Source organism: Sphingomonas glacialis (assembly GCF_014653575.1).
GTDB classification, from domain to species: domain Bacteria; phylum Pseudomonadota; class Alphaproteobacteria; order Sphingomonadales; family Sphingomonadaceae; genus Sphingomonas; species Sphingomonas glacialis.
Genome location: NZ_BNAQ01000002.1, coordinates 594,334 through 620,098 on the forward strand (window position 1 = coordinate 594,334; position 25,765 = coordinate 620,098).

Sequence of the window (25,765 nt, forward strand, 5' to 3'; positions counted from 1 at the left end):
ATGGGCGAGGTCGTCAACCTCCGCCGCGCGCGGAAAGCCCGCGCCCGCGACACCGCCGAGACGACCGCCGCCACCAACCGCGCCGCGTTCGGCCGCAGCAAGGCCGAACGCGCCGCGACAGCGCACGACGCGGCACGCGCCGGACGCGCGCTCGACGGAGCCAAACGCGAAGAATGACCCTGCGGTCGCGACCGCCGGGCGATCCCCATGCTTCCGCGCGCCTCGCCGCCAGGCGGGAGGAGGATGCGCGCTCGAGCACAGAGTTTGGGAAAGCAAAACACCCGTAACTGTATTGCCGCAGCAAGACACCTCGCTTATGGTTCGAGGAAAAGGCGATGGCGGTGACACTGACGGGTAAGCTCATCCGATATGCCGCGTGTGCGACGCTCGTCGCAGCGGGCATGTCTCCCGCCTTGGCCGGCCCATGGGTGCCGATGGCAACAGCGGGTAAGGCTGCCGACGGTGTTTGGCGATCCCGCGGCTACGGGCATATCCTCGTGGTGCACGGCGGCGCGCGCACGCTGTATCACGTCGCCGGCGCGTTCTGTTATCGTGATCCGACCGGCGAAACCGACGACGATACGTATCGGCTCGTGTCGATCGTAAGCCCGACGCACATCGTATTCGCCGCCTCGGCCGACCAGACGCGCTATGGCTTCGATCGTATCGCCGCGCTTCCGCGGCGCTGCACCGTGCAACGAGGTTGGACGGCGCACGAGCTTGGCGAGGTGATCGCAGCCACCTTTGCCGATCTGTATCCCGGCTTCGGCCGACGCGGACGAACGTTGGGCACGCTCACCGCTGCCCTTGCCACTCCGGATACCCGACCTCCCGACCTCGTCTTTTTCCAGCGTACGACCCAGGCGCTCGCGCGGCTCGACGATGCGCATGTGGGCTTGCAGGCCACGATCGCCGGTGTCGATCACGCTTTCGAAGGCGGTGAAGCGCCAACCATATCGAGCGCACGAGCCAACCCGGCAATGGGGGCCGATCCCGCCGAGAGGGAGCGAGCCTGGTCCAAATCCTATCGCGAGGGGATTACCGGTCTGCTCGACGGCGGCGGGCATCACGTCGCGAACCGCCGCATCCTGTGGGGCACCATAGGTCGGATCGGCTACCTCAACATCGTGGCGATGGGCGCGTTCGACAAGGATGCTCCACCCGACGACATGCACGCACTGGACGCGGCGCTCGATGATGCTCTCACCGCCTTCCAAGGGCTTCCGGGGGTGATCGTGGACGTGACCAACAACCGGGGTGGGTATGATGCGATCGGCCTCCACATCGCCGGTCGGTTCGCGCGCGAACGCCGGTTAGCCTTCTCGAAACGAGCGGTCGGCGCGAAGGGCGCCTATCAGCGGTTCGAAGTCGTGCCGAGCGATCGCGTCCGGTATCTCGGCACGGTCGCGCTGCTGACCAGCGACGTGACGGTCAGTGCGGGCGAAACCTTCACCCTGGCGATGCGGGCGCTGCCAAACGTGAGGCAGATCGGCGGAAGAACGCGCGGCGCGCTGTCCGATCAGCTCGCCAAGCCCTTGCCGAATGGCTGGACGTTGATGCTGCCGGCCGAGGACTATCGCGATCCCGCTGGCCGATCGCAGGAAGGGGTCGGCATCGATCCCGCGCGATCCTTGCCGCCCTTCGATCCCGATCACCAGACGATGATCCGGCGGGTCGTGCAGAGCCTGTCGCCTCCGCGCTGAGCGGCATGATCCTGCTTTCCCGTTTCGGCATCCTTCCTGGAAAAGGCAGCAACGCCGCGCAGCGTCGGCGATCGCCATCCGCCTTCCCCAAAGCGGCCGGGCGGTCTCCACCCCGTATCGCCGTTTCGCCGTGTCGCCCTCGAGACCGCGCGAGCATCGCCTGAAAGCCGACCGGCAGCGATCAGGCGGCAAAGCGGTCGGTCTCAAATCGCCCACCGCCGGACGTTCAGGCTGGCGATCCGGGCTCCCGATAACGGCCATTCGTTCAGCTCGATCTTTCCCGTCTCCCCGTCTCCAACGGCACATTTCGGGGAAGTGCAATCGGGAACAGATTTCGGGAAAGGGGGGTGCTCCGCACGGCTCTCTGTGCGATCGCCCGGGCTAGTGTCGCGCTTGCGGGTTCGTTTTCGGGAAAGCCTGCGAGCCATGCTAGAACCGCAAGATCGGTCGAGCGCTTCATATCCGGTCGCGCCTAGCTAGCGACGCCACGGAGGACAGGACGATGAAGGCGGCGCTTCCCATTTACCATGCCCGGATGCAGCGGGTACTAGATCACATCGACCGGCATTTGGACGATGATCTAGATCTCGATGCGATGAGCGGCGTCGCGGCCTTTTCGAAATTCCACTTCCACCGGCAGTTCGTGGCGACCTTCGGGCTATCCGTGCATCGCTACGTCCAGCTCGCCCGCATGAAGCGTGCATCTTATCGGCTGGCCTACAGGGACGCGCAGAGTATCACTGAAATAGCAATGGACGCTGGATACGACGCCCCGGATGCCTTTGCCCGCGCCTTCCGGCAACGGGTCGGGCAATCGCCCTCGTCGTTTCGGAAGGCTCCCGATTGGGAACCGTGGCTTGCGGCCTTCGGGCCTCTCAACAACGCGAGGAGCAAGCTCATGCAGACCACCTACACACCCCACGATGTGACAATCCGCGACGTAGCGCCGACCCCGGTGGCGATCATGAAGCATCGCGGCGATCCGGCGACGATCGGCGCTACCATCCAGCGGTTTATCGCTTGGCGGAAGGCAACCGGCCTGTCGCCGACGGTCAGCCCGACATTCAACGTATTCCACTCCGATCCGCGCACGACCCCCCCGGCCCAGTATCGCATGGACCTATGCGTCGGCACCGATCGACCCGTCGAGGCAAACGGCGAGCGGATCGAGGCCGGCACCATCCCCGGCGGACGCTGCGCGGTGCTGCGCGTCGTCGGAAATACAGATAATCTGGAGCCGGCCGCGCTGTACCTTTACCGCGATTGGCTACCCGCCAGCGGCGAGGAGGCACGGGATTTTCCACTCTACTGCCAGCGCGTCGCCTTCTTTCCGGAGGTGCCTGAGCATAAGGCGGTCGCGGAATTGTTCCTGCCACTGAAATAGCTTGGTAGAGGGCGGCGTTGTTCGCTTGCGCTCTCGCAGCAAACAAGCCGCCCCTTTCCCGAAATTCGATTCTTTTCGGGAAAGGCAGATAGCGTCGGGCACGTCCGCCAACGCTATCCGCCTTCCCAATAGCGGACGGTCCGCATTCCACCAAAAGCAGACATCCGCGCCCACCCCGGCTAGACCGGCGCGCATGACCGAAGCCGATTTCCTCGCCGCGGTGCGCGCGCTGCCGCTTCATCCCGGCGCGCTGGGCTTGCGCGACGATGCCGCGCGGCTCGGGCGGCTCGTGCTGACGAGCGATACGCTGGTCGAAGGCGTGCACTACCTCGCCGGCGATCCGCCGGGCGATGTCGCGTGGAAGCTGGTCGCGACCAACCTGTCGGATCTCGCCGCCAAGGGCGCAGTGCCCGTCGGGGTGATGCTCAACTACCCGCTGCGACGCGCTGCCGTCCCCCCTCCAGGCGACGCGACAGCGGGCGAAGCCTCGCCGAGCGAAGGCTGGGACAGCGCCTTCCTCGCCGGCCTCGCCGACGCGCTCACCACCTTCGCCGCGCCGATCCTTGGCGGCGACACCGTCTCGCTCCCCGCCCACGCCCCGCGCGTCATCACGCTCACCGCGCTCGGCGACGCCGCACACGCCCCCCCCCGCAGCGGCGCGCAGGCCGGGGATGCGCTTTGGGTCACCGGCACGATCGGCGATGCCGGCGCAGGGCTCGCCATCGCGCACGGCCAGCCAGGCCCCGCCGAGCTGCTTGCCGCCTATCGCCGCCCGCAGCCGCAGCTTGCCGCAGGTCAAGCGCTCGCCCCGCAGGTCCATGCGATGATGGACGTGTCCGACGGCCTGTTGATCGACGCGCAGCGCATGGCGGCGGCAAGCGGGCTCGCCGTCACGATCGACCTCGCGGCGATCCCGCTGTCCGACGCGTACCGCGCGCAGGCCGGCGACACCCGCGCCGCGCGGTGCGCCGCGGCGACCGCGGGGGACGACTATCAATTGCTTTTCGCGCTCGCGCCGCACCGCGCGCCCGCCGCCCCCGCGACGCGGATCGGCGTCTTCGCATCGGGCGCGGGCCTGACGCTACACGACGCCGGGGCGCCGCTGTCGCTCCCCGGCGCGCTCGGCTATCAGCACGCGGGCTAACCCGCCCGAACCACGCCGCTTGCCAAGCCCCGCCGCCGCGTTACTCTGCCGGGCAAGCGTGGGGGCCGCCGTCGCGTACCGTCCCACCGATAATCCATGGGAAAGGACACGCATGACGATCGTCTATGCCGCCATCATCTGTGGCTTGCTTGCCGTAGCCTACGGCCTCCTCACCTCCGCCCAAGTCCTCCGAGCGCCCGCGGGCAACGAAAAGATGCAGGACATCGCCGCCGCGATCCAGGAAGGCGCCAAGGCCTATCTCGGTCGGCAATACCGCACGATCGCGATCGTCGGGGTGATCGTCCTCGTGCTCGTCTGGATCTTCCTCGACGGCATGCGCACCCCCGTCTCGGCGGTGAGCTTCGCGCTCGGCGCGGTGCTGTCGGGCGTGGCGGGCTATGTCGGCATGAACATCTCGGTCCGCGCCAACGTCCGCACCGCGGAAGCCGCGCGGACCTCGCTGCAGGGCGGCCTGACGATGGCGTTCCGCTCGGGCGCGGTTACCGGGTTGCTCGTCGCAGGCCTCGGCCTGCTCGCGATCTCGGGCACCTTCTGGTTCCTCGCCGGTCCGAACGGCGCCGATGCCGGCGCGCCGGTGGTGGTGAAGGCGCTCACCGCGCTCGCGTTCGGTGCTTCGCTCATCTCGATCTTCGCGCGGCTCGGCGGCGGGATCTTCACCAAGGCGGCCGATGTCGGCGCCGATCTCGTCGGCAAGGTCGAGGCGGGCATCCCCGAAGACGACCCGCGCAACCCCGCCACCATCGCCGATAACGTCGGCGACAATGTCGGCGATTGCGCCGGCATGGCGGCCGATCTGTTCGAGACCTATGTCGTCACGATCGGCGTGACGATGATCTCGGTCGCGCTCGCGCTGCGCCAGGCCGATGCGCTGCTGCAGGTGATGACGCTCCCGCTGATCGTCGGCGGGGTGTGCATCCTGACCTCGATCATCGGCACCTATTTCGTCCGCCTCGGGCGCGGCCAGTCGATCATGGGCGCGCTCTACAAGGGGTTCTGGGTCAGCATCCTGCTGTCGATCCCGGCGATCTACCTCGTCACGCGCTATGTGCTCGGCGACATGAGCGCGATCATCGGCGGCAACGCCTTCCTCGACGGCGGGACGCAGGTCGCAGCCTCCGGCATCGCGGCGGCGACCTTCACCGGCTGGGAGCTGTTCTGGTCGATGATGGTCGGGCTCGCGGTCACCGGGCTGCTGGTGTGGATCACCGAATATTACACCGGCACCAACTTCAGACCCGTCCGCAGCATCGCCAAGGCATCGCAGACCGGCCACGGCACCAACGTCATCCAGGGCCTTGCGATCAGCCTCGAATCGACCGCGCTGCCCACCCTCGTCATCGTCGTCGCGGTGATCGCGGCGTATCAGCTCGCCGGCGTGATCGGCATCGCCTTTGCCGCGACCGCGATGCTCGCGCAGGCGGGGATGGTCGTCGCTTTGGACGCCTACGGCCCGGTGACCGACAATGCCGGCGGCATCGCCGAGATGGCGGGGCTGCCCGACGACGTCCGCCACCGCACCGATGCGCTCGACGCGGTCGGCAACACCACCAAGGCGGTGACCAAGGGCTATGCGATCGGCTCGGCGGCGCTCGCAGCCCTCGTGCTGTTCAACGCCTACACCTCGGACCTCGCGCGCGATTTCCCCGATCTCACGGTCAATTTCGCTCTGTCGAACCCGTACGTCATCGTCGGGCTGCTGCTCGGCGCGCTGCTCCCCTATCTGTTCGGCGCGATGGGGATGACCGCGGTCGGCCGCGCGGCGGGTGCCGTCGTCGAGGAAGTGCGCCACCAGTTCCGCGAGAATCCCGGCATCATGGCGGGCACCAGCCGCCCCGATTACGCACGCACCGTCGATCTCGTCACCAAGGCGGCGATCAAGGAGATGATCGTCCCCTCGCTGCTCCCGGTGCTTTCGCCGATCCTGGTGTTCTTCGTGATCCGCTTCGTCGCGGGGCAGGCCGAGGGCTTCGCGGCGCTCGGCGCGATGCTGCTCGGGGTGATCGTCTCGGGGCTGTTCGTCGCGATCTCGATGACGAGCGGCGGCGGGGCGTGGGACAATGCCAAGAAATATATCGAGGACGGGCATTATGGCGGCAAGGGCTCGGAGGCGCACAAGGCGGCGGTGACGGGCGATACCGTGGGGGATCCGTACAAGGATACCGCGGGGCCGGCGGTTAATCCGATGATCAAGATTACCAATATTGTCGCGCTGCTGCTGCTCGCGGCTCTCGCCGCGAGCACAGGCTGAAGCGAAAGCTTCAGCACGCGCGACCGGCCGGCGGGGGCGCCCGACGCCCCCGACCGACGGCGTGGCTTTGCCACGCCGCCCCTACTTACCCCCTCGTCACCCCGGCCTTGTGCCGGGGCCCACCGTGCCGCGCGCGCAACGCGCGTTGCGCGCGTATCCCGGTGGACCCCGGCACAAGGCCGGGGTGACGGTTGGGGGGAATCCCCCCCAAATTTCCCCCCAACCCCAAAACCCGCTACCCAGCAAAAATGCCCCACCGCCCCCTCTCCCCCGGCGAGCTCGACCACGCGCAAGCGCTATTCGGCGACGCGATCGCGTACGACGGCATCAAGGTCCACGCCCGCCGCTACCTCCCCTTCCAGCCACGCAGCGTCGCGATGGCCCCCAACGGCCACATCTATTTCCCGAAGCCCAGCTACAAGCCGGACTTCTCGACGACCGTCCCCGATCTCGCCTGGATCCTCCACGAACTCACCCATGTCTGGCAGCACCAGCACGGCATGTGGGTCCGCCTGCGCGGCACGCTCGCCGCCGGGCGCTACCATTACGGCGACCTCGCCGACACCAACCGCCCCTTCACCCGCTTCAACATCGAGCAGCAGGCGGCGATCGTCGGCGATTACGTGCTGACCACCAACGGCTACCACGCCCAACACGGCCGCGGCGCGCGCGCCGATTACGAACGCGTGCTGCCGTTCGTGGGCGGAGCGTAAGGCGCTGTAATACCGCCGCCCTGCCGCCTTGCCTCGGCCCCACGGGCGGCTAGGATGGCACCGGCGACGCGCTCGCCGGTCGGGGGACAACATGATGCGATATCGGGGATTTCGAGGCCTACTCGGCTGGACGGCGCTGTTTGCGGCAAGCCCGCTCGCCGCGACCGAGCCCGCCCCTGCCAACCCGCCCCCCGCGGTCGCGCCGATCCCCGTAGAAAGCTTCGGCCAGCTTCCCTTCATGGAAGCTCCCAAGCTTTCGCCGGACGGAAAGCGCGTCGCCGCAAAGATCGCGATCAAGGGTCAGCAGCGGCTCGCCATCTTCGCGCTGGATGACACGCAGCATGTCGGAGTCATCAATCCCGGCGCGTCGGACATCAATGGCTGGTCGTGGGTCAACAACGACTGGCTGATCGCCCAGATCGGCGCCACCGCGCCGGTCGAGGGTGACAGCTGGTACCTGCGTCGCACGCTCGGCATCAGCGCCGACGGCAAGACGATCACCATGCTTGGCAAGGATGACGCGGCGCAAAGCGCTGACGACGTGCTTTGGATCGCGCAGGATGGCAGCCCGCATGTTCGGATCGCGCTGCAAACCTCGATCTACAGCGATGCGGCCGGCTTCTGGCCCGAAGTGCGCGATTATGACGTGACCAACGGTCACAGCACGCTTGTCCAGCGGTCGGTCGAGACCGTGATGGACTGGTTTGCCGATCCTGCCGGGACCGTTCGGCTCGGCATGGGCTATGACGATGCGTCGCGCAGCTATCGCTTGCTCTACCGCGACACCGCCAAGCAGACCTTCCGCACCGTCAGCCGTGCGCGGGGACGCGATGCCGACCTTGGCAACACCCCCGCGATCTTCCTTCCCGAGTCCGGCAAAGCGCTCGCCTTCGACGATGCCGACGGGTTCAACGCCCTCTATCCGCTCGATCTCGCGACGCTCAAGACCGGGCCGAAGCTATTCGGCGTTCCCGGCTATGACATCGACAGCGTCATCACCGGAGATGGCGGGTCGCGGCTCGTCGGGGTGCGCTATACCGACACGCGCGAACGCACGCGCTGGTTCGACTCAAAGCTGGCCGATGTGCAGGCCAAGATCGATGCAGCGGTGGGTGCGCGCACCGCACAGATCGTGTCGTGGAGCCGCGACTTCAGCGTGTTGCTGGTGCGCGTTGGCGGCGCCGATCGGTTGGGCGCCTATTACGTCTTCCGCCCCGAAGAAGGCGTGATGCACATATTTGCGACGCTTAACGATGGGCTCGGCATCAAAGCCTATGCGCCGGTCTCGACGATCCATTACAAGGCGCGCGACGGGCTGGACATAGCAGCGGTGCTGACGGTCCCGCGCGGCAGACCCGCCAAGGCGCTCCCGCTGATCCTGATGCCGCATGGCGGCCCGTTCGCGCGCGATGACGAGAGCTGGGACTGGTGGGCGCAATTTCTCGCCAGCCGCGGCTATGCCGTGCTCCAGCCTAATTATCGCGGGTCTTCGGGCTATGGCGGGGATTTCACTAGAAAGGGTCGCGGGCAATGGGGCCTCGCGATGCAGGACGATCTGACCGATGCGGTCAAATGGGCGGCCGAAAGCGGGCTGGCCGATGCCAAGCGTGTCTGCATCGTCGGCGGCTCCTATGGCGGCTATGCCGCGTTCCGGGCAGCGGGGCGCGATGCCGCGGTCTATCGCTGCGCGGTGTCCTATGCCGGCGTCGCCGACATGCCCGCGATGCTGCGTTATGACGGCGCCTTCCTCAACGGCGGGCGCGCAAAGGATTATTTCCGCGAGCAGGCGCCCGATCTAAAGGCGGTCTCGCCGGTCTATGACGCCGCGCATTTCGCGATGCCGATCCTGATCCTCCACGGCAAGAAGGACACCGTCGTGCCGGTTGCGCAATCGCGCAGCATGGTCGCGCGGCTCAAGGCGGCGGGAAAGCCGTACCGCTATGTCGAGCAGCCGCTCGGCGACCACCATTTCTCGCGCGAGGCCGACCGGGTGCAATTTCTCACCGAGCTCGAGGCGTTCCTGAAAGAGAACAATCCCGCCTGAGCGCCCCCCTCGAAAACCGCTGTCCTACACGCCCCCTTTTTGTCATCCTCCCACTCGACTCGCGCCCCACAGCGCCGCTCTTTCTCAGCGTCAACCCGTCAACCGCATCCCCCGCGCGCCCACCCCCGCGCGATCATCACAAAAACGGAAACGATCGAACTCGATAACACCAGCTCCAGGGGTCAATCGAGTCAGGCACGGCTCGGTTCGTCGCACCGCTTTCCTTTTCGGGCGTGTTCGGCTATGCGCCGCGCTTCGCGAACACCGCACAAGATCACCCACATCCTCAGAGGTTTGTTTGGCAAAAGAAGAACTGCTCGAAATGCGCGGCCAGGTGGTGGAGCTTCTGCCCAACGCCATGTTCCGCGTGAAGCTTGAGAACGATCACGAAATCCTCGGTCACACCGCCGGCAAGATGCGCAAGAACCGCATCCGCGTGCTCGTCGGCGACGAGGTGCTGGTCGAGCTGACGCCGTACGATCTGACCAAGGGGCGGATCACCTACCGCTTCAAGTAAGCGCGCCGACCCCGTTCCGCCCCGGCGACGGCCGGGGTCCGGCCGGGGTCCGGTTGTGGCCCGGTCGTGAACTGCCGCGGGCTCTGCCGCGCGTGATGACAACGACCTGCGCGCTCGGCCGGCGGCCGTCGCCGGGGAAGGTATGATATGACCCTCGTCCTCGCTTCCTCCTCGCCGCGCCGCCGCGATCTGCTCGCGCGGATCGGGGTGACGCCGTCGCGAATCGAATCGCCCGACATCGACGAGAGCCCGCTGCCCGGCGAGGCGCCCCGCGTCTATGCGCTGCGGCTCGCGATCGCCAAGGCGCAGGCGGTGGCGCGTGCCGCGGGCGAGATCGTCCTCGCCGGCGACACGACGATCGCATGCGGACGCCGCATCCTGCCGCCCGCCGACACCGAAGAGATCCAGCGCGGCTTGCTCGGCCTGCTCTCGGGCCGGCGCCATCATTGCCTGAGTGCGGTGTGCGTCATCGCCGCCGACGGCACGCCGCGCACCCGGCTGTCGGACACGATCGTCGCGTTCAAGCCGCTCTCCGCGGCCGAGATCGACAGCTATGTCGCCAGCGGCGAGGGGCTCGGCAAGGCTGGCGGCTATGCCATCCAGGGCCGCGCCGAGGCGTTCGTGCGCTTCCTGTCGGGGTCGCATTCGGGCGTCGTCGGCTTGCCGCTGTTCGAGACGCGCGCGCTGTTGCTGGCAGCGGGCGTGGCGCTTGGCTGAGCGCCGATGAGCGAATGGCTCTACGAGGCCGGGATCGGCGAGGCCCGCGCGATCCTGGTCGCGGGCGGCGCGATCGTCGAGGCGCGGATCGAGCTTGACCGCGAAGGCCCGCGGATCGGCGCGGTGCTGCCCGCCCGGCTGGTCGAGATCACGGTGAAGGGCCGCGAGGGCCGCGTCGCCTTTGCCGGCGGCGAGGCGATGCTCGCGCCGCTCCCGCCCGGCATCACGCAAGGGGCCACGCTGCTGGTCGAGCTGGTGCGCGAGGCGATCCCCGAGGGGCGCCGCACCAAGCTGCCACGCTGCGTCCCCGCTGACGGCCCCGAGCGCGCCGGGCCGAGCCTGTACGAGCGAATCACCGCAAGCGGCGTGGCCGTGCGGACCTGCCACGCGCACGAGCCCGACCATTTCGAGGCCGCCGGCTGGTCCGAAACGCTCGAGGAAGCGCAGACCGGCGACATCGTCTTTTCCGGCCCCGTCGGCGGCGCGCTGCGGATGAGCCCGACCCCGGCGATGACGCTGTTCGACGTCGACGGCTATCCCCCGCTCGAACCGCTCGCGCTCGCCGCCGCGCGCGCGGTTGCCGCCGCGATCGTGCGCTTCGACATCGGCGGGTCGATCGGCGTGGACTTCCCGACGCTCACCGGCAAGGCGGCGCGCGGCGCGGTCGATGCCGCGCTCGATGCCGGCTTGCCCCAGCCGTTCGAACGCACCGCGATGAACGGCTTCGGCTTCGTCCAGATCATCCGCCGCCGCACCCGCGTCTCGCTCCCCGAGCTGCTCCGCGCCGATCCCGCCGCCGCCGAGGCGCGTGCGCTGCTCCGCCGAATCGAGCGCACCCCGCCGCCGTCCCCGACGCAGCACCGCGTGTCGCCGCGCGTGCGAAGCGCACTCGCCGCCAATCCGCACTGGATCGCCGAGCTCGCCCGGCGTACCGGCGTCACCCCGGTCTTCGAGGTGGCATGATGGCGCGTTCCAAACCCTGTCCGCTCTGCGGCAAAGCGCCGCTCGCGGCCTTCTCCCCGTTCTGCTCGCAAGGCTGTCGCGACCGCGACCTGCTGCAGTGGCTCGGCGAGGGGTATGCGATCCCGGTGCGCACTTTGCCGAGCGAAGATGATGAAGACGGGCTAGACACGCCCCACGACCGCGACTAAGAGGCCGCTTCCCCGGAGCAATTCGGGAGTGCCCGAGTAGCTCAGTTGGTAGAGCATGCGACTGAAAATCGCAGTGTCGGTGGTTCGAATCCGCCCTCGGGCACCATTTTCCTGACAGCGTCGGAGACATGGTGATGACGATGCGTACGGTCTTCATCACGGGCGGAACCTCGGGCATCGGCGAGGCCGCGGTCCGCGCGTTCGCTGGCGCTGGCTGGCGCGTCGTCACCACCGGGCGCCGGGCCGATCGGCTGAAAGCGCTGGCCGATTCGCTCGGTGACACGGTCCACACGCTCGCCTTCGACATTCGCGACCGCGCGGCGATGGAGGCCGCGATCGCCGGCCTGCCGCCCGAGTTCGCGCAGATCGACGCGCTGATCAACAATGCCGGCCTCGCGCTCGGCACAGCGCCCGCGCAGGACGCAAAGCTCGACGACTGGCAGACGATGATCGACACCAACGTGTCGGCGCTGGTCGCCGTCACCCGGGCGCTGCTGCCGGGCCTCGTCGCGCGCAAGGGCGCGATCCTCAATTTGTCGTCAGTGGCGGCGACCTACCCTTACGCGGGTGGCAACGTCTATGGCGGGACCAAGGCGTTTGTCCGCCAGTTCAGCCTCGGCCTGCGCGCCGATCTCCACGGCACCGGCGTGCGCGTCACCTCGATCGAGCCCGGCATGGTCGAGACCGAATTCACCGTGGTGCGCACCGGCGGTAACCAGGCCGCGTCGGACACGCTCTATGCCGGCGCCAACCCGATGACCGGCGGCGACATCGCGGCAACGCTGCTGTGGATCGCCGAACTGCCGGCGCACCTCAACATCAACACGCTCGAACTCATGCCGGTCAACCAGTCGTTCGCGGGGTTTGCCGTGGCGCGCGAAAGCTGATCGCACCGCACACGGTCCGCAGCGGATCGCAGCATATGTCAGGCGTGTAACGAGATTTTAGGGGGCTCGACGCCACAAGGCTCGGGTCCGTAGTCCAGACAGGCCCGACCACCATGCGCTACCCCTTGATCGCTCCCAACCCTCCGCGGCTCAGCGATCATGTCGACGCACTGCAGCGCGTCGAGGCGTCGGGCCATTTCAGCAACAACGGCCCCGAGGTCCGCGCGTTCGAGGCCGCGGCGACCGCGCAGCTCTTCGACGGCCAAGGCGCCTGCCTTGCGGTCAACAATGCAACGCTCGGCCTGATGATCGCGATCCGCGAAGCTGCGGGCGAGCGCACCGCCGGCTGCTACGCGCTGATGCCCGCGCTGACCTTCGCCGCGACCGCGCAAGCGGCCTTGTGGGCGGGGCTCACCCCCTTGATCTGCGACATCAACCCTGCCGACTGGACCGCCAGCGCCGAGGCCGAGGAGCGGCTGCTGCGCGACTATGGCGATCGCATCGCGGTGCTGCTGCCCTATGCGACCTTCGGCACCGCGATCGACCTCGACCGCTATGCCTGGCTCCAGCGCGAACACAGCGTCGGCGTGGTGGTCGATGCGGCCGCCTCGCTTGGCACGCGCGACGCCGGCGGCGGCGGGTTTGGCGCGGGGGCGCCGTTCGCGGTGGTCCATTCGATGCACGCGACCAAGACCTTTGCCGTTGCCGAGGGCGGGTTGATCCATTCGGGCGACACCGACTTGATCGCCCGGCTGCGCGCGATGACCAATTTCGGTTTCGAGGCCAATCGCAGCGCGACGCTGTTCGGCCTCAACGCCAAATTGCCCGAAGTGCTCGCGGTTATGGCGCGCGCCAAGCTCGCCGAGATCGACACGGTATGCGACCAGCGCGCCGCGCTCGAGCATGCCTATCGTACGCAATTGAAGGGCGTCGCGTTCCAGCAGGCGGAAGGGCAGCGCCGCGCCAGCCAGTTCATGCCGGTGCTGCTGCCCGAAGCGGTGGCACATCGTCGGAGCGAAATTGCCGCCGCGCTCGCAGCGGTCGGGATCGGGTCGGGCCAGTATTTCAGCCCGCATCTCGGCGAACAGCCGCTGTTCCAGCGCACCGCGACGATCCTGCCGACGCCGGTCGCCGATTCGATCGGGGCGCGGTCGCTCTCGTTGCCCGTCACCGACGCGATGACCATCGCCGACGTCGCGGTGATCGCCAAGGCCTTCAACCGCATCCTGGCGCGCGAAACGCGCAGCGCCGCCCGGCCGCGCCAGCACGCGGTCGCCTCGCTGCTCATCGTCGGCGGCGGCCCTGCCGGCACCGCGCTGCTCACCGCCGCGAGCAAACGGGGTCGTCTGCCCGAGCTGGCAGCATTGGGACTGATCGTCGCCGAACGCGAAGCGACGCTCGGCGAAGGGCGGATCGGTCGCTACGCGATCACCTCGGACAGCACCGCCGAGACTTTTCTCAGCGCGGTGCGCGACAATCCGCATCCCGAACTCGCCGCGCTGGTCGATCATCCGACCGGACAAGCCGTGGGTCACTATATCGGCGCGCTCGGCGTGCCGCTCGTCGAAGTGGGCCCGTTCGTCCAAGCCACCGGTCATCGCCTCCAGACGCTGGTGGCGCAGCATGGCGGGACGGTCCTGACCGGACACGACGTGCTCGGCACGACGCGCGTGGCAGGCGGGCTGTGGTCGAGCCGTATGCGGCGGCGCGCCGATGGGCACGAGTTCGACCAACTCTCGAGCGCGGTCGCGATTGCGACGGGCGGCCACCAGCCGCTCGACCGGCTCGCGGCGCAACGCGTCGGCGGGGTATCGCTTGTGAGCGAGGTCGGCGATCGGCTGATGCAGTCGGACGAAGCGCTCGCGCTCGGCGGCCCGACCAAGATCATCGATCTGCTCTCGACCAAGCGCAATCCCAAGATCGTCGTGATCGGCGGATCGACAAGCGCGATCGCGACGATCGTCCTGCTGCTCAAGACCGCGAGCCTCCCGCTTGGCGCCGGCGCGATCACGCTGCTCCACCGCCGCCCGCTTCGCCCCTTCTATCCCACCCCTGCCGCGGCGCAGGCCGAGGGCTTCACAGACTTCGGGCCCGACGACATCTGCCCGGTCAGCGGCTTCGTCTATCGCCTCGCGGGCTTCCGGCTCGAGGCGCGCGAACTCGTCCTGCGCGAACTCCGCGTCGACGGACGCACGCCCGATCCACGGCTCACCGTCCATCAGGTGCGCGGCGACGACGATGCCGTCGCGCGCGCGCATCTCGCCGAGGCCGATCTCGTCATCGCAGCGCTCGGCTATCGCCCGCGCGCGCTGCCGGTGCACGATCAGGATGGCCGCGCGATCGCGCTTGCGGCGCACCAGGGCAGCGCGATGGTCGATCGGCATTGCCGCATCCTCGATGCGAGCGGTGTGGCGATCCCGGGGCTGTTCGGCATCGGCCTGGCGGCGGGCTTCGTGCCGTGGGGCCGGCTTGGCGGCGAAGCGAGCTTCTCGGGGCAAGCGAACGGACTGTGGCAATGGCAGAACGATGTCGGCGCGATGATCGTTGACCAGGTGCTCGGCGATGGCGCACGAGCGGTGGCATGACTGCCCCTACCGTTAGCGTCATCATGCCCGCCTATAACGGGGCGGACTTGATCGGTGAGACGATCGTTTCGCTGCAGGCGCAGACGTTTGCCGATTTCGAACTGATCATCGTCGACGACTGCTCGACCGACGATACCGTCGCGGTCGCGCGCAGCTTTGCCGATCCGCGCATCCGCGTACTCGAGGCGCCGTCCAATCGCCGCGTCGTGCTGACGCGAAACGCCGCCTTTGTCGAGGCGCGCGGGCGCTACATCGCCGCGCTCGACCATGACGATCTGTGCCACCCGACGCGGCTCGCGCGCCAGGTCGCCTATCTCGACTCGCATCCCGAGATCGTGCTGGTCGGCAGCGCGGCGAACGTGCTGTTCGAGGGCGCGATTCTGCCGTCCGCGCTCGCGCCGCTATCGACCCCGGCGCTGATCGAATGGCTGATGCGGATCGAGAACCCGCTGGTCTGGTCGTCGGTGATGATGCGCGCCGACGTGGCGCGCAAGCTCGATCCGTTCCAGCGCCCCGAGCGCGTCTATGCCGAGGACTTCGATCTGTATCACCGTATCTCCGCATTTGGGGGAATCGCTCGGATCGACGACGAATTGCTGACCTATCGCCGGCATGGCGGCGGCGCGTCCCAGCGCCAGGCGACGGCGATGCGCGAGCGTGCGAGCGAAGTCCTGGCCGATGCCTATGCCCCGCTGTTCGGCGATGCGGCGGATGATGCCGCGGCGTTGATCGGCCGCTACGTGATGGCGCAACAGCCGGTTCCAGACCGCGCGACCTTCGAGCGTGTCGGCGAGACGCTCGTCGCGCTGCAGGACGATTTCATCCGCCGCCACGCGCCCGACGCCGAGAGCCTTGCTCTGATCCGCTGGGAAACCGCGCGGCGCTGGGCGCGGATCGGGCGCGCCGGCTTGCGCACCGGCCGGCTGAAACTCGGCGACGCGACTGGCGTGCGCCCCGATCATCTCGGGATGGGCTATGCAGGGATCGAGGAACTGATCCTCTCGCGGCTGGTCGGCACGATCCGCTCGGCGCAGCGGCGCAAGACCGGCTGATCCCGCGCCACGCGTCAGACCGTCGCCAAGTCCTCGTCGACCGCCGCCAGATCGCCGCGCGCACGCGCCGCGCGGCCATAGACCGCCTCGAACAAGGGGGTCGCCATCACGGTGGTGACGATCGCCATCAGCACGAGCATCGCGAACAGCGTCGGCCCGATGATGCCCTTTTGCAGCCCGATATTGATGATGATCAGCTCCATCAGCCCGCGCGAGTTCATCAGTGCGCCGATGCCGAGCGCGGTGGAATTGTCCTCACCCGAAAGCCGCGCGGCAGCATAGCAGGCGCCGAACTTGGCGAGGATCGACACGACCAGAATGCCGAGCGTGATCAGCAGCAGCGACCCCGACGCGACCATGTCCATCCGCGTGTTGAGCCCCGAATATGTGAAGAACATCGGCAGCAGCAGCACGACCGCAAGGGGCTCGACCTTGCGCTTGAGTTCCGCGACGAACAGCCCGCGCGGCATGCACACCCCCATCAGGAAGCCGCCGAAGATCGCATGGATGCCGATCGCGTCCATCACGAACGCCGACAGGCAGAACAGCAGCAACGCGACCGCGAGCATTCCGCTGGTCATCTCGCCGCGCGCCTCGACGATCCGGCCGAGCGGCGCAAGCAGCCGCCGTCCGAGCAACAGCATGAAGCCGGTATAGATCAGCGCCCCGCCGATCGCGAGCACCGCCACGCCCGCCCCCGCCCCGAAGGTCGCGAGCACGATCGCGAGCACGCACCACGACGCCGCATCGTCGAACGCGCCGGCGGTGAGCGACAGCGTACCGAGCGCCGAATTGGCGAGCCCGCGCTCGTTGATGATCCGCGCGAGCATCGGGAAGGCGGTCAGCGCGATGCACGCGCCCATGAACAGCGTCGCGCTCGCGCGGTCGATACCCGGCGCAAACAGGCCGGGCACGGTCAGCAGGAAGGGCGTGATCAGCACCGCGAGCAGGAACGGCGCGGCGATCCCCGCTGCCGACACCATCGCCGCGCTGCGCGCCTTCGACTTGAAATGGTCGAGCTGGAGCGTCAGCCCGACGATGAACATGTACAGGCCGACGCCCAATTGCGCGCCGACATAGAGGACGTTGCGCGTCTCCTTGGGGAAGATCGCGAGCTGCAGGTCGGGCAGCAGCAGCCCGAACAGCGACGGGCCGAGCACGACGCCCGCGATCATCTCGCCGACGACTTGCGGCTGGCGCAGCAGCTTCTGCCCGAGCCAGCCGACGACGCGGCATGCGAGGATGATCACCGCGAGCTGAAGAAAGAAATGGACGCTGAAATCGCCCGGCGTATAGCTCTTGACGGCATTTACCGCAGGGCCGTGCGCCCCCAGCACCCCGCCCAGCGCCTGCCACGCCTGGCCCAGCAATTCGCCCATCATCGTCCCCACATATCCAGCGCAGCGCTCCCCGCTGCGCCCGGGTGACGCGTTAGCGCATCACCCGGTCACCGGCACGATATTATCGTCCGAATTGCGATCGATATAGGTGGTGTAGGGATCGATCCCGGCAAACGCCGGCTTGCGCTTGCTGACGATGCGCAGCGTCTGCACGCCCGACCGCACGGGCAGGCGCTCCATCGATACGACGTCCTTGGACGAGAAGGCGCCGTAATCGGGCTTGTGGTCGAACAGCCCGACCGCGATCGTGTCGGACAGCGGCGCCGGCGTCTCCTTGCCCGTGCCGCTTGCGTAGAATTTCGCGGCATCGACGCTGAGCAGCGTCTCGAACGTCCCGTCGGGCAATTTCCGCACGGTCGCGGTCTTCGCCTTGAGATCGTAGAGCGTGATGCGATCGAGCACGTCGCGGACGAGCTCGCGCTCGGCGGGGGTCCGCGCGAGGCCGAGGAAGCCGTTCACCAGATCGAGCGAGCGCGGATACGGCTGGCTCTTGAAGCGATATTTGGCGAGCAGGTCGCGCAGCATCGCGTTGACGCGCGCCTCGCCGAGCCGGTCCTGAAGCAGGTACATCACCACCGCGCCCTTGCGATAATGAATGTATCCCTGGTCCTCGACCCGGTCGAGCGGCAGCTCCTCGATCCGCTCCGATCCGCGCGACCGCAGATAGCTGTCGAGCTCGTACTTGAGGAAGCGGCGGATCTTGTCCTCGCCATTGAGGTGCTTCATCACCATCAGCGCCGAATATTGCGCCATCGTCTCGACCAGGATCGTGCCGCCCTGCATGTCGGCGCTGATGATCTGGTGCGCCCAATATTGATGCCCCAGCTCGTGCGCGGTGACATAGGTGACATAGTCGATCTTGTCTGGCGCATTGGCATCGGCGAGGAAGCCGATCCGCTCGGAATACGGGATCGTCCCCGCGAACGCCTGTGCAAAGCTCGCATAGCCCGGGAATTCGATGATCCGCGCATAGTCGAACTGATACGGGCCGAAATTGGCGCGGTAATAGCCAAGCGCGCTCTTCATCGCAGCCAGCATGCGATCGACGTTATAGCCGTGCTTCGCATCGTAGAAGACCGACAGTTTGACCCCGTCGGCCATTTCGGACTTCTCGGCATAGGCCGCCGACTGAACCGAGAAGAACGCGAGGATCGGCGCGGGCGAGACGAAGTGCGCGGTGCGTCGTCCGTTCGCGACGGTGTCGGACAGCTTGCGCCCCGGCGCGATCGGCGTCTGGCCGGCATCGGTCGAGACGGTGATGTCCGAATTCACCCAATCGGCATCGCCGATATAGTTGCGCCGCTGTGCCGACACGTCCTCGAGCTTGGCCTTTCGCAACTCCGGCGTCAGCCCGTATTTGCGGCGCTTGGCGCGGTCGCTGAGCAGGCCGTCGCGGTCCATCCCGATCTGGGGCGCGAATTCCGAATTGCTGAGGAAGGTGCCGTTGCCGACGAGCCGCGCGTCATCGCCATTGGCGCGCAGCGCGACGCTCTGGCGATGCGTCACGAACGACAGCGTCCCCGTCGCCCCCGGCGCGAGCGGCGTGGCGAAGCGGTAGATGCGGTATTTGAGATCGGCATCGTCCATCGCGAGCGTGGCGCCCGGAACCGCGATCGACACGATCGTGGTATCCTCGTTGGCGAGCCGCACGTGCAGGTCGCGCAACGGCGCGCCGGTATCGTTGACGAAGCGATAGCTACCCTTCGCCTCCATCCGGCGCTGCGCCGGATAGAGCGCGACATCGAGCTTGATGTCGGTGGTCGACGGCTGGAGGACCTTTTCGTACTTCAGATACTTCTTTTCATACGTCGCCAGCCGCGCCTCGCGGTTTTCGCGCGTGCGATAGACATTGAGCACGTCCATCTGCCGATAGAGCCACACCCCCGTTACGATCGACACGAGCAACCCGCCGGCAAGCACTGCGCCCGCCGGCCCCTTGAGCCGCGCCGGGAGCTGGCGGAGCCGCGGCGCGAGCCGCGTCTCGGTCCCGCGCCGCCACAGCAGATGCGCGACCACCGCGAGCGCGAGCGCGATCCCCGACCAATAGAGCCGCAGCCACCAGCTGAGCGGCCCGCCGATCTGGTCGCCGTTCATGTCCGACAGCTGGAGGTTGCCGCTGCTGCCGTAATTGTAGAGCGGATGCTCGAACCCGATATTCTGCAGCGTCAGCGTCGCGACGAGGTAGATCACCATGATCCCCCAGCCGACGAACTTGTTCGGGCTGAGCGCCTGGACGAACACCGACAGGATCGCGATCAGCACCATGTCGACCGTCATCGGCAGCAGATACCAGCCGAGATACTGCAGCGGCTCGAGCGCGGTCACGCCGCGCGCGAGCTGGACGAGCATCGCCGCTACCGCCGAGATGACCAGCGTCGCAAACAGCACGCCCGAAACCGCGAGTGCCTTGGGCACGATGTACGCCCAATTGGGCAGCGACGTCGCATCGATGATCTCGTGCATCCGCCGCTCGCGGTCGCGCCAGACGACCTCGCCGCCGTAATAGATCGCGATGATCAGCGGGAAGACGCCGAACGCGCCCATCAGCGTGCCGATCACCGCAAAGGTCAGCGGGCGCGCTGCTGTGCCGTACATCTCGCCTGCGAACAGCAGACCGCCGAGCGCGTTGAACAGACCGATCAGCAGCAGCACGAAGAATGCCGGGCTGCGAAACACCAGCCCCATCTCGAAGCGGCAGCGCAACCACAGCCGCGCGCCGTTCGCTGCTGCCGGGCGGACCGGCGGCAGGCGATCGACGAGCAGCGGCGCCGACGCGGCGAGCTTGGCGTCCTTGCGCTGCTGTCGCCGCAACTGACGCTTCGACGCGCCGCGTTCGGAAAAAGTGAAGCGCGAATAGGCCAGCGCGAGCGCGGCGAACGACACGACGAGCCAGATCAGCCGGTTCCACAACAGCACGCCGGCAAACGACGGCAGATTCGTGTTCGATTCGCTTGCGGTGAAATAGCGAGTCGTCTTGGCGAGCGCGCCGAGCCCGAACGGCTCGATATACGCGCCCAGCTCGCGATATTCGGGCTTCGCGCGGATCATGGTGTTGAGCACGACATAGGCGACGAGGAACACGACGACGCCGAGATACGAATACATCATCGACCGCGTCATCGTCGCGACCGCGAAGAAGATCGACGCCGTCAGGAACAAATTGGGCAGCGCCAGCAGGAAATAGACCGACACATAATCGAGCAGCCGGTTCGCCCCCATCGTATCGGCATCGACCCACGGCATCAGCGAGCCGAGATAGATCGCCAGCGGCACGACGATGAACGTGATCGCCGCGGCGACGAACGCGCCGAGGAAGCGCCCCATCAGATAATCGAAGCGCGAGACGCGCGTCGAGCGCACCATCGGCCCGAAGCCGCTCTCATCGTCGCGCACGATCACGTTGGCGACGAACGCCGTCGTCACGAACATGTAGAACAGCGTCAGGATCAGCGAGATCTGCGCGATCGCGACGGGCGCGTTCTTGTGGATATTGCCGCCGCCGCCGATCTGGATCTGCTCGGTCGTCATCGCGCCGAACGGCAGCAGGAAGAACAGGACCGAGACGACCCAGAACACCGGGTTGCGGAATTGATAGCCGAGCTCGAAGCGCGCGATCTTGCCGAACATGCCCCCGGCTCCCTTCACGCGGCTGCGACGGTGGGATGGACCAAGGCTGCGTCGCCGCTGCGCGAGCGCGACAATGTCGAGAAATAGACATCCTCGAGCCCGCCGATCACGGGCGCAAAGCCGTCGCCGGGATCGGTGTCGGACAGGACGTGGATGATCGTGCGGCCCGCGAACAGGCGGGTCGAGATGACCTTCTGCGTCTGCGCATAGTGCGCCATGTCGTCGCGTGCGATCGTCTTGGCCCAGACGGTGCCGCGCGACGCCTGGATCAGATCCTGCGGCGCGCCCTCGAGCTGGATCCGCCCGGCGGCGAGCACCGCCATGCGCGGGCACAGATCGGCGACATCCTCGACGATATGCGTCGACAGGATGATGACGACATTCTCGCCGATCTCGGCAAGCAAATTGAGGAAGCGGTTGCGCTCCTCGGGGTCGAGGCCGGCGGTCGGCTCGTCGACGATGATCAGCTCGGGGTTGCCGATCAGCGCCTGCGCGATCCCGAAGCGCTGCCGCATCCCGCCCGAGAAACCCGCGATCGCCTTTTTGCGGACGTTCCACAAATTGGTCTGGTTGAGCAGCGTCTCGACCGTTGCTTTACGCTCCTGCGCCGAGGCGACGCCTTTGAGCACCGCCATGTGATCGAGCATGTCGTACGCCGAAACGCGCGGATAGACGCCGAAATCCTGCGGCAGATAGCCGAGCCGCTCGCGCAACGCGTCGGGGGTCGCGAGGATGTCGATCTCGCCGAAGCGGATGCTGCCCGAGGTCGGCGCCTGCAGCGTCGCCACGGTCCGCATCAGTGTCGACTTGCCCGCGCCATTGGGGCCGAGCAGCCCGAACATGCCCTTGGGTATCGACAGCGTGACATCGTCGAGCGCCCGCGTTCCGTTGGCATAGACATGCGTAACGTGTTCGAGTTCGAGCATGATTTCCCCCTGTATCAGGAGGAAAGCTAGCGCAGTGTATTACAAAGCTAAAGCGCAAAATGCATTGCGCGTGCGCGCAGTGCGGCCGCGTCAGATCAGCGTGCGCCGGCGAGCAGGCGATACCCCCATGCCGGCAAGGTGACCTTGCTCGCGGTATCGATCACCAGCGCCGATCCGTCCGCGGCATCGACATAGCGACCCGCGACCGGGCCGTCGCTGAACGACACCGTCTGCGGCGCGCCCGACAGGTTGAACAGCGCGAGGACTGTGTCGCCGCCCTTTTCGCGCACGAACGAGAAGACCTTGGTCGGCGCGCTGTTGACCACCGGCGTCATGCGCGCGCCCCACGGCGCGTTCCACAACGCCGGGTGCGCATCGCGGAATGCGATCAACTGGCGAAACAGCGCGGCATTGGGATGGTCGCGCCAGGTGATCGGGTCACGGTCGAAGAATTTGAGCCGCCGCGGGTTGCCCGCCTCCTGCCCGTTATGGATCAGCGGCATCCCCTCGCCGACGAACGACAGCGCGATCGCGGCGGGAAGCGCGGGACCGAAGCGTTCGAACTCGGTGCCTTCCCACGCATTCTGGTCGTGATTCTCGGTATAGGTCATCCGCATCGCCTCGGCCGGCCATGCGCTCTGCACTTCGGAATAATACCCGAACAGCGCGTTCACGTCGGCCTTGCCGGCGCCGATGTCGGCCATCGCATTGTTCCATTTCCAGGCATAGGACGCGTCGAACGCCTTGGCGTGGACATCGCGCTGGTCGAATTCGGCGAGCATGAAGACGGGCTTGATCGCGTCGAGTTCGTCGCGTGCCGTCTCCCAGAAATCGAGCGGCACATAGCCCGCGACGTCGCAGCGGAAGCCGTCGACACCGACATCGCGCACCCAATATTTCATCGACTCGGTCATGTATTGCCGCAGCCCGGGCTTGGAATAGTCGAGATCGATGATGTCGGACCAGTCCCAGAACGGGGTCGGCCGGTTCGCGCCCTTCCAGTCATGCTCGTACCAGTCGGGATGCGTGGTGTGGATGACATTGTCCCACGCGGTATGGTTGGCGACCCAGTCGAGGATGACATGCATCCCCTGCGCATGCGCCGCCGCGACGAACGCCTTGAGATCGTCGACCGTCCCGAACTCGGGGTTCACCGCGCGATAGTCCTTGACCGCATAGGGGCTGCCGAGCCCGCCCTTGCGGTTCTTCTCGCCGATCGGATGGACCGGCATCAGCCACAGGATGTCGACGCCGAGCGCCTTCAACCGCGGCAGTTGCGCTTGCGCAGCGCGGAACGTTCCCTCGGGGGTGAACTGGCGCGTGTTGATCTGATAGAGCACCGCCGTCTTGGTCCAGGCGGGATGGTGCAGCGAAACATAGGGCCGCGGCTGATAGCGCGCGTCGATCGCGGCGCTGCCCGGAGCGGCCGCTTGCTTGGCTGAGGCCATGCCCGAGGACAGCAGCGCGACCATCGCCAGTCCAAGCGCACCCATCCGCATCGCCCGCATCGCATTCCTCCCGTTTTATCTTGGGGCGCTTATGCCACTGCTCGGGCGGGGAGCACGGTGAATACGTATGTGACGGCGCGTGCGGACGCCGCGGCGTGTTAGAGGCACCAACGCAGATTTGCCCATGCCATCCCGGCCAGCGGACGCCCGACCACTGCCCCCTGCGAGTGCACGGTTTTTTGGCAACGGAGCATGCCGGTCATTATGTTGGATCGTGCGCCTAAAGCAGGCCATGACGTGCGCCATGTCGCGCGCCGTCAAACTTCTTCTTTCGATCGATCGCTTTCTCCTCTGGCTGATTGCCACCGTGGTGCTGGCAAGCCTGCTGCCCGCGCGCGGGGCGGCGACGGGCTGGGTCGATCCAGTGCTGCTCTCCGGCATGCTCTACCTCACGCTGCTGCCCTCGACGGTGCAATCGTCGATCGCGGTCACGGCAATGGCGCGCGGGAATGTCGCCGCGGCGGTGTGCAGCGCATCGTTGTCGAACCTGCTGGGCATTTTCCTGACACCGCTCTTGGTCGGCGTGTTCCTGCACGTCGCGGGCGGCGGCGCAGTCGCGCTGCAATTGCTGCTGCCCTTTCTCGCCGGGCATGTGCTGCGGCCGCTGGGCTTGCAGGTGATTGGCCGGCCGGGGGCCGAGCGGACGCTGTTCCGTTCCGCGGCGATGCTGGAGGAACGGGGGCTGACCGGGGCTTCCTCGCCGGGCGGGGCATTTCAGGGGGACTATCGATGACGCAAGCGACCCGACCGATCGATCCGGGAGCCCCGCCGATCGTGGGCGCGCACCGCCTCGACCGCTATTTCCGGATGAGCGAGCGCGGCACGACGGCGCGGACCGAGGTGCTGGCGGGGATCACCACCTTCCTGACGATGGCCTATATCGTGCTGGTCAACCCCGCGATCCTGGGCCTGGCCGGGATGCCGGTCGCTTCGGTCGCCGCTGCGACGTGCTTTGCCGCCGCCTTCGCCTCGATCCTGATGGGTATGGTCGCCAATACCCCCTTGGCGCTCGCGCCGGGCATGGGGCTCAACGCCTATTTCAGCTTCACCGTCGTCCAGCAGATGGGCGTGCCGTGGCCGGTCGCGCTCGGCTGCGTGCTGATCTCGGGCGTCGCCTTCCTGCTGCTGACGCTCACCGGCGTGCGGCAGATGATCGTCGCCGTCATCCCGCAGCAACTGTTCGCCGCGGTGGCTGGCGGGATCGGACTGTTCATCGGCTTTATCGGGTTGAAGAATGCCGGGATTGTCGTCGCCAGCCCGGCGACGCTGGTCGCGCTCGGCGATCTCACGGCACCCGGCGCGGCGCTCGCCTTGTTCGGCCTGCTCGTGATCGGCGCGTTGAGCGTGTGGAACGTGCGCGGTGCGATGCTGATCGGGATCATCGGCACCACCCTGGTCGGCTGGTTCGCGGGCCAAGTCGTGTTCAAGCCCGAGCCCTACAGCCTCTCGGCGCTCACCGGCACCGCGTTCAAGCTCGATCTGCCCGGCGTGTTCGGGATCGGCGGGCGGCACGGGCTCGGGCTGATCGAGATCCTGTTCGTCTTCCTGTTCGTCGATCTGTTCGACAATATCGGCACGCTCGTCGCGGTGACCAAGCGCGCCGGGCTGATGGACGCCGCCGGGCGCATCCCCGGGCTCAACCGCATCCTGATGACCGATGCCGTCGCGACGATCGTCGGCTCGCTCGCGGGCACGAGCACGGTGACGTCGTATGTCGAGAGCGCGGCTGGCGTGCAGGCGGGCGGCCGCACCGGGCTGACCGCGGTGGTGACGGGCGTGCTGTTCCTGCTCACCATGTTCGTCGCGCCCTATGCGCAGCTGATCCCGCTGGCCGCGACCGCGCCCGCGTTGATCATCGTCGGCGGGCTGATGCTGCTCCCGTTGCGCGAAGTCGACTGGGAGGATGCCTATTCGGCGATTCCCGCCTTCCTCACCGTGGCGATGATCCCGCTGACCTTCTCGATCGCCAACGGCCTCGCCTTCGGCATCACCGCGCATGCGCTGTTGAAGCTGATCCGCGGGCGGATCACCACCGCGGACTGGTTCCTGCTGCTGCTTGCCGGGTTGTTCGTCGTGCGCTTCGTGTGGATGAGCGCGGGGGCATGAGCTGATGCGCCACACCGTCCGATCCGATCGCG

At 67.3% G+C, this 25,765-nt stretch carries 20 protein-coding genes and 1 tRNA gene; 17 read left to right on the top strand and 4 right to left on the bottom strand.

Annotated features, from left to right (window positions below):
* The 15 genes from IE187_RS09490 to IE187_RS09560 all read left to right on the top strand — a co-directional run bounded on the left by IE187_RS09490 (window position 1) and on the right by IE187_RS09560 (window position 16,166).
* Window positions 1-177 carry a DUF4169 family protein gene (locus IE187_RS09490; RefSeq protein ID WP_189676022.1) on the top strand — a complete coding sequence of 59 codons (177 nt, stop codon included), beginning with the start codon at window positions 1-3 and terminating at the stop codon, window positions 175-177.
* Between the two features lie 158 nt (window positions 178-335).
* The gene (locus IE187_RS09495) at window positions 336-1,703 is read left to right on the top strand and encodes a S41 family peptidase (protein ID WP_189676023.1); all 1,368 of its coding nucleotides are present in this window, start codon (window positions 336-338) and stop codon (window positions 1,701-1,703) included.
* Window positions 1,704-2,205: 502 nt separating this feature from the next.
* Entirely contained in the window at window positions 2,206-3,087 is an 882-nt protein-coding gene (locus tag IE187_RS09500; RefSeq protein WP_189676024.1) for an AraC family transcriptional regulator, read from the top strand.
* 193 nt (window positions 3,088-3,280) lie between these two features.
* Entirely contained in the window at window positions 3,281-4,231 is a 951-nt protein-coding gene (gene thiL / locus IE187_RS09505; protein ID WP_189676025.1) for a thiamine-phosphate kinase, read from the top strand.
* 112 nt (window positions 4,232-4,343) lie between these two features.
* Window positions 4,344-6,500: a sodium-translocating pyrophosphatase gene (locus tag IE187_RS09510; protein ID WP_189676026.1), complete on the top strand. Its 2,157-nt coding sequence runs from the start codon at window positions 4,344-4,346 to the stop codon at window positions 6,498-6,500.
* Window positions 6,501-6,748: 248 nt separating this feature from the next.
* A complete protein-coding gene (locus IE187_RS09515; protein WP_189676027.1) occupies window positions 6,749-7,213 on the top strand; it encodes a hypothetical protein in 465 nt (154 codons plus the stop codon).
* A 91-nt stretch (window positions 7,214-7,304) separates the two neighbouring features.
* Window positions 7,305-9,257, top strand: coding sequence for an alpha/beta hydrolase family protein (locus tag IE187_RS09520; protein ID WP_189676028.1), 1,953 nt, complete (start codon window positions 7,305-7,307; stop codon window positions 9,255-9,257).
* 298 nt (window positions 9,258-9,555) lie between these two features.
* Window positions 9,556-9,774, top strand: coding sequence for a translation initiation factor IF-1 (gene infA / locus IE187_RS09525; RefSeq protein WP_010162480.1), 219 nt, complete (start codon window positions 9,556-9,558; stop codon window positions 9,772-9,774).
* Between the two features lie 147 nt (window positions 9,775-9,921).
* On the top strand, window positions 9,922-10,491 hold the full coding sequence (locus tag IE187_RS09530) for a Maf family protein (protein WP_189676029.1): 570 nt from the start codon (window positions 9,922-9,924) through the stop codon (window positions 10,489-10,491).
* Window positions 10,492-10,497: 6 nt separating this feature from the next.
* Window positions 10,498-11,454: a ribonuclease gene (locus IE187_RS09535; protein ID WP_189676030.1), complete on the top strand. Its 957-nt coding sequence runs from the start codon at window positions 10,498-10,500 to the stop codon at window positions 11,452-11,454.
* Entirely contained in the window at window positions 11,454-11,642 is a 189-nt protein-coding gene (locus tag IE187_RS09540; protein ID WP_189676247.1) for a DNA gyrase inhibitor YacG, read from the top strand. The genes IE187_RS09535 and IE187_RS09540 overlap by 1 nt, the downstream gene beginning before the upstream one ends.
* A gap of 30 nt (window positions 11,643-11,672) precedes the next feature.
* Window positions 11,673-11,748, top strand: a tRNA-Phe gene (locus IE187_RS09545).
* A 34-nt stretch (window positions 11,749-11,782) separates the two neighbouring features.
* Entirely contained in the window at window positions 11,783-12,529 is a 747-nt protein-coding gene (locus tag IE187_RS09550) for an SDR family NAD(P)-dependent oxidoreductase (RefSeq protein WP_438810925.1), read from the top strand.
* A 113-nt stretch (window positions 12,530-12,642) separates the two neighbouring features.
* Window positions 12,643-15,114, top strand: coding sequence for a DegT/DnrJ/EryC1/StrS family aminotransferase (locus IE187_RS09555; protein ID WP_189676032.1), 2,472 nt, complete (start codon window positions 12,643-12,645; stop codon window positions 15,112-15,114).
* Window positions 15,111-16,166, top strand: coding sequence for a glycosyltransferase family 2 protein (locus IE187_RS09560; protein ID WP_189676033.1), 1,056 nt, complete (start codon window positions 15,111-15,113; stop codon window positions 16,164-16,166). The genes IE187_RS09555 and IE187_RS09560 overlap by 4 nt, the downstream gene beginning before the upstream one ends.
* A gap of 14 nt (window positions 16,167-16,180) precedes the next feature.
* Here the strand turns inward: IE187_RS09560 and IE187_RS09565 are convergent, their stop codons facing one another.
* The 4 genes from IE187_RS09565 to IE187_RS09580 form a co-directional block, all read right to left on the bottom strand.
* On the bottom strand, window positions 16,181-17,545 hold the full coding sequence (locus tag IE187_RS09565; protein WP_189676034.1) for a cation:proton antiporter: 1,365 nt from the start codon (window positions 17,543-17,545) through the stop codon (window positions 16,181-16,183).
* Window positions 17,546-17,605: 60 nt separating this feature from the next.
* Complete coding sequence (locus tag IE187_RS09570; RefSeq protein ID WP_189676035.1) at window positions 17,606-21,193, bottom strand: ABC transporter permease/M1 family aminopeptidase; 3,588 nt, start codon at window positions 21,191-21,193, stop codon at window positions 17,606-17,608.
* 14 nt (window positions 21,194-21,207) lie between these two features.
* The gene (locus IE187_RS09575) at window positions 21,208-22,119 is read right to left on the bottom strand and encodes an ABC transporter ATP-binding protein (protein WP_189676036.1); all 912 of its coding nucleotides are present in this window, start codon (window positions 22,117-22,119) and stop codon (window positions 21,208-21,210) included.
* Window positions 22,120-22,214: 95 nt separating this feature from the next.
* Complete coding sequence (locus IE187_RS09580; protein WP_189676037.1) at window positions 22,215-23,627, bottom strand: alpha-amylase family glycosyl hydrolase; 1,413 nt, start codon at window positions 23,625-23,627, stop codon at window positions 22,215-22,217.
* Window positions 23,628-23,871: 244 nt separating this feature from the next.
* Here IE187_RS09580 and IE187_RS21315 point away from each other — a divergent pair, with 244 nt between their 5' ends.
* Entirely contained in the window at window positions 23,872-24,360 is a 489-nt protein-coding gene (locus tag IE187_RS21315; RefSeq protein ID WP_438810923.1) for a bile acid:sodium symporter, read from the top strand.
* On the top strand, window positions 24,357-25,733 hold the full coding sequence (locus IE187_RS09590) for an NCS2 family permease (RefSeq protein WP_229839325.1): 1,377 nt from the start codon (window positions 24,357-24,359) through the stop codon (window positions 25,731-25,733). Before IE187_RS21315 ends, IE187_RS09590 begins: the two co-directional genes overlap by 4 nt.
* The last annotated feature ends 32 nt before the right edge of the window (window positions 25,734-25,765 follow it).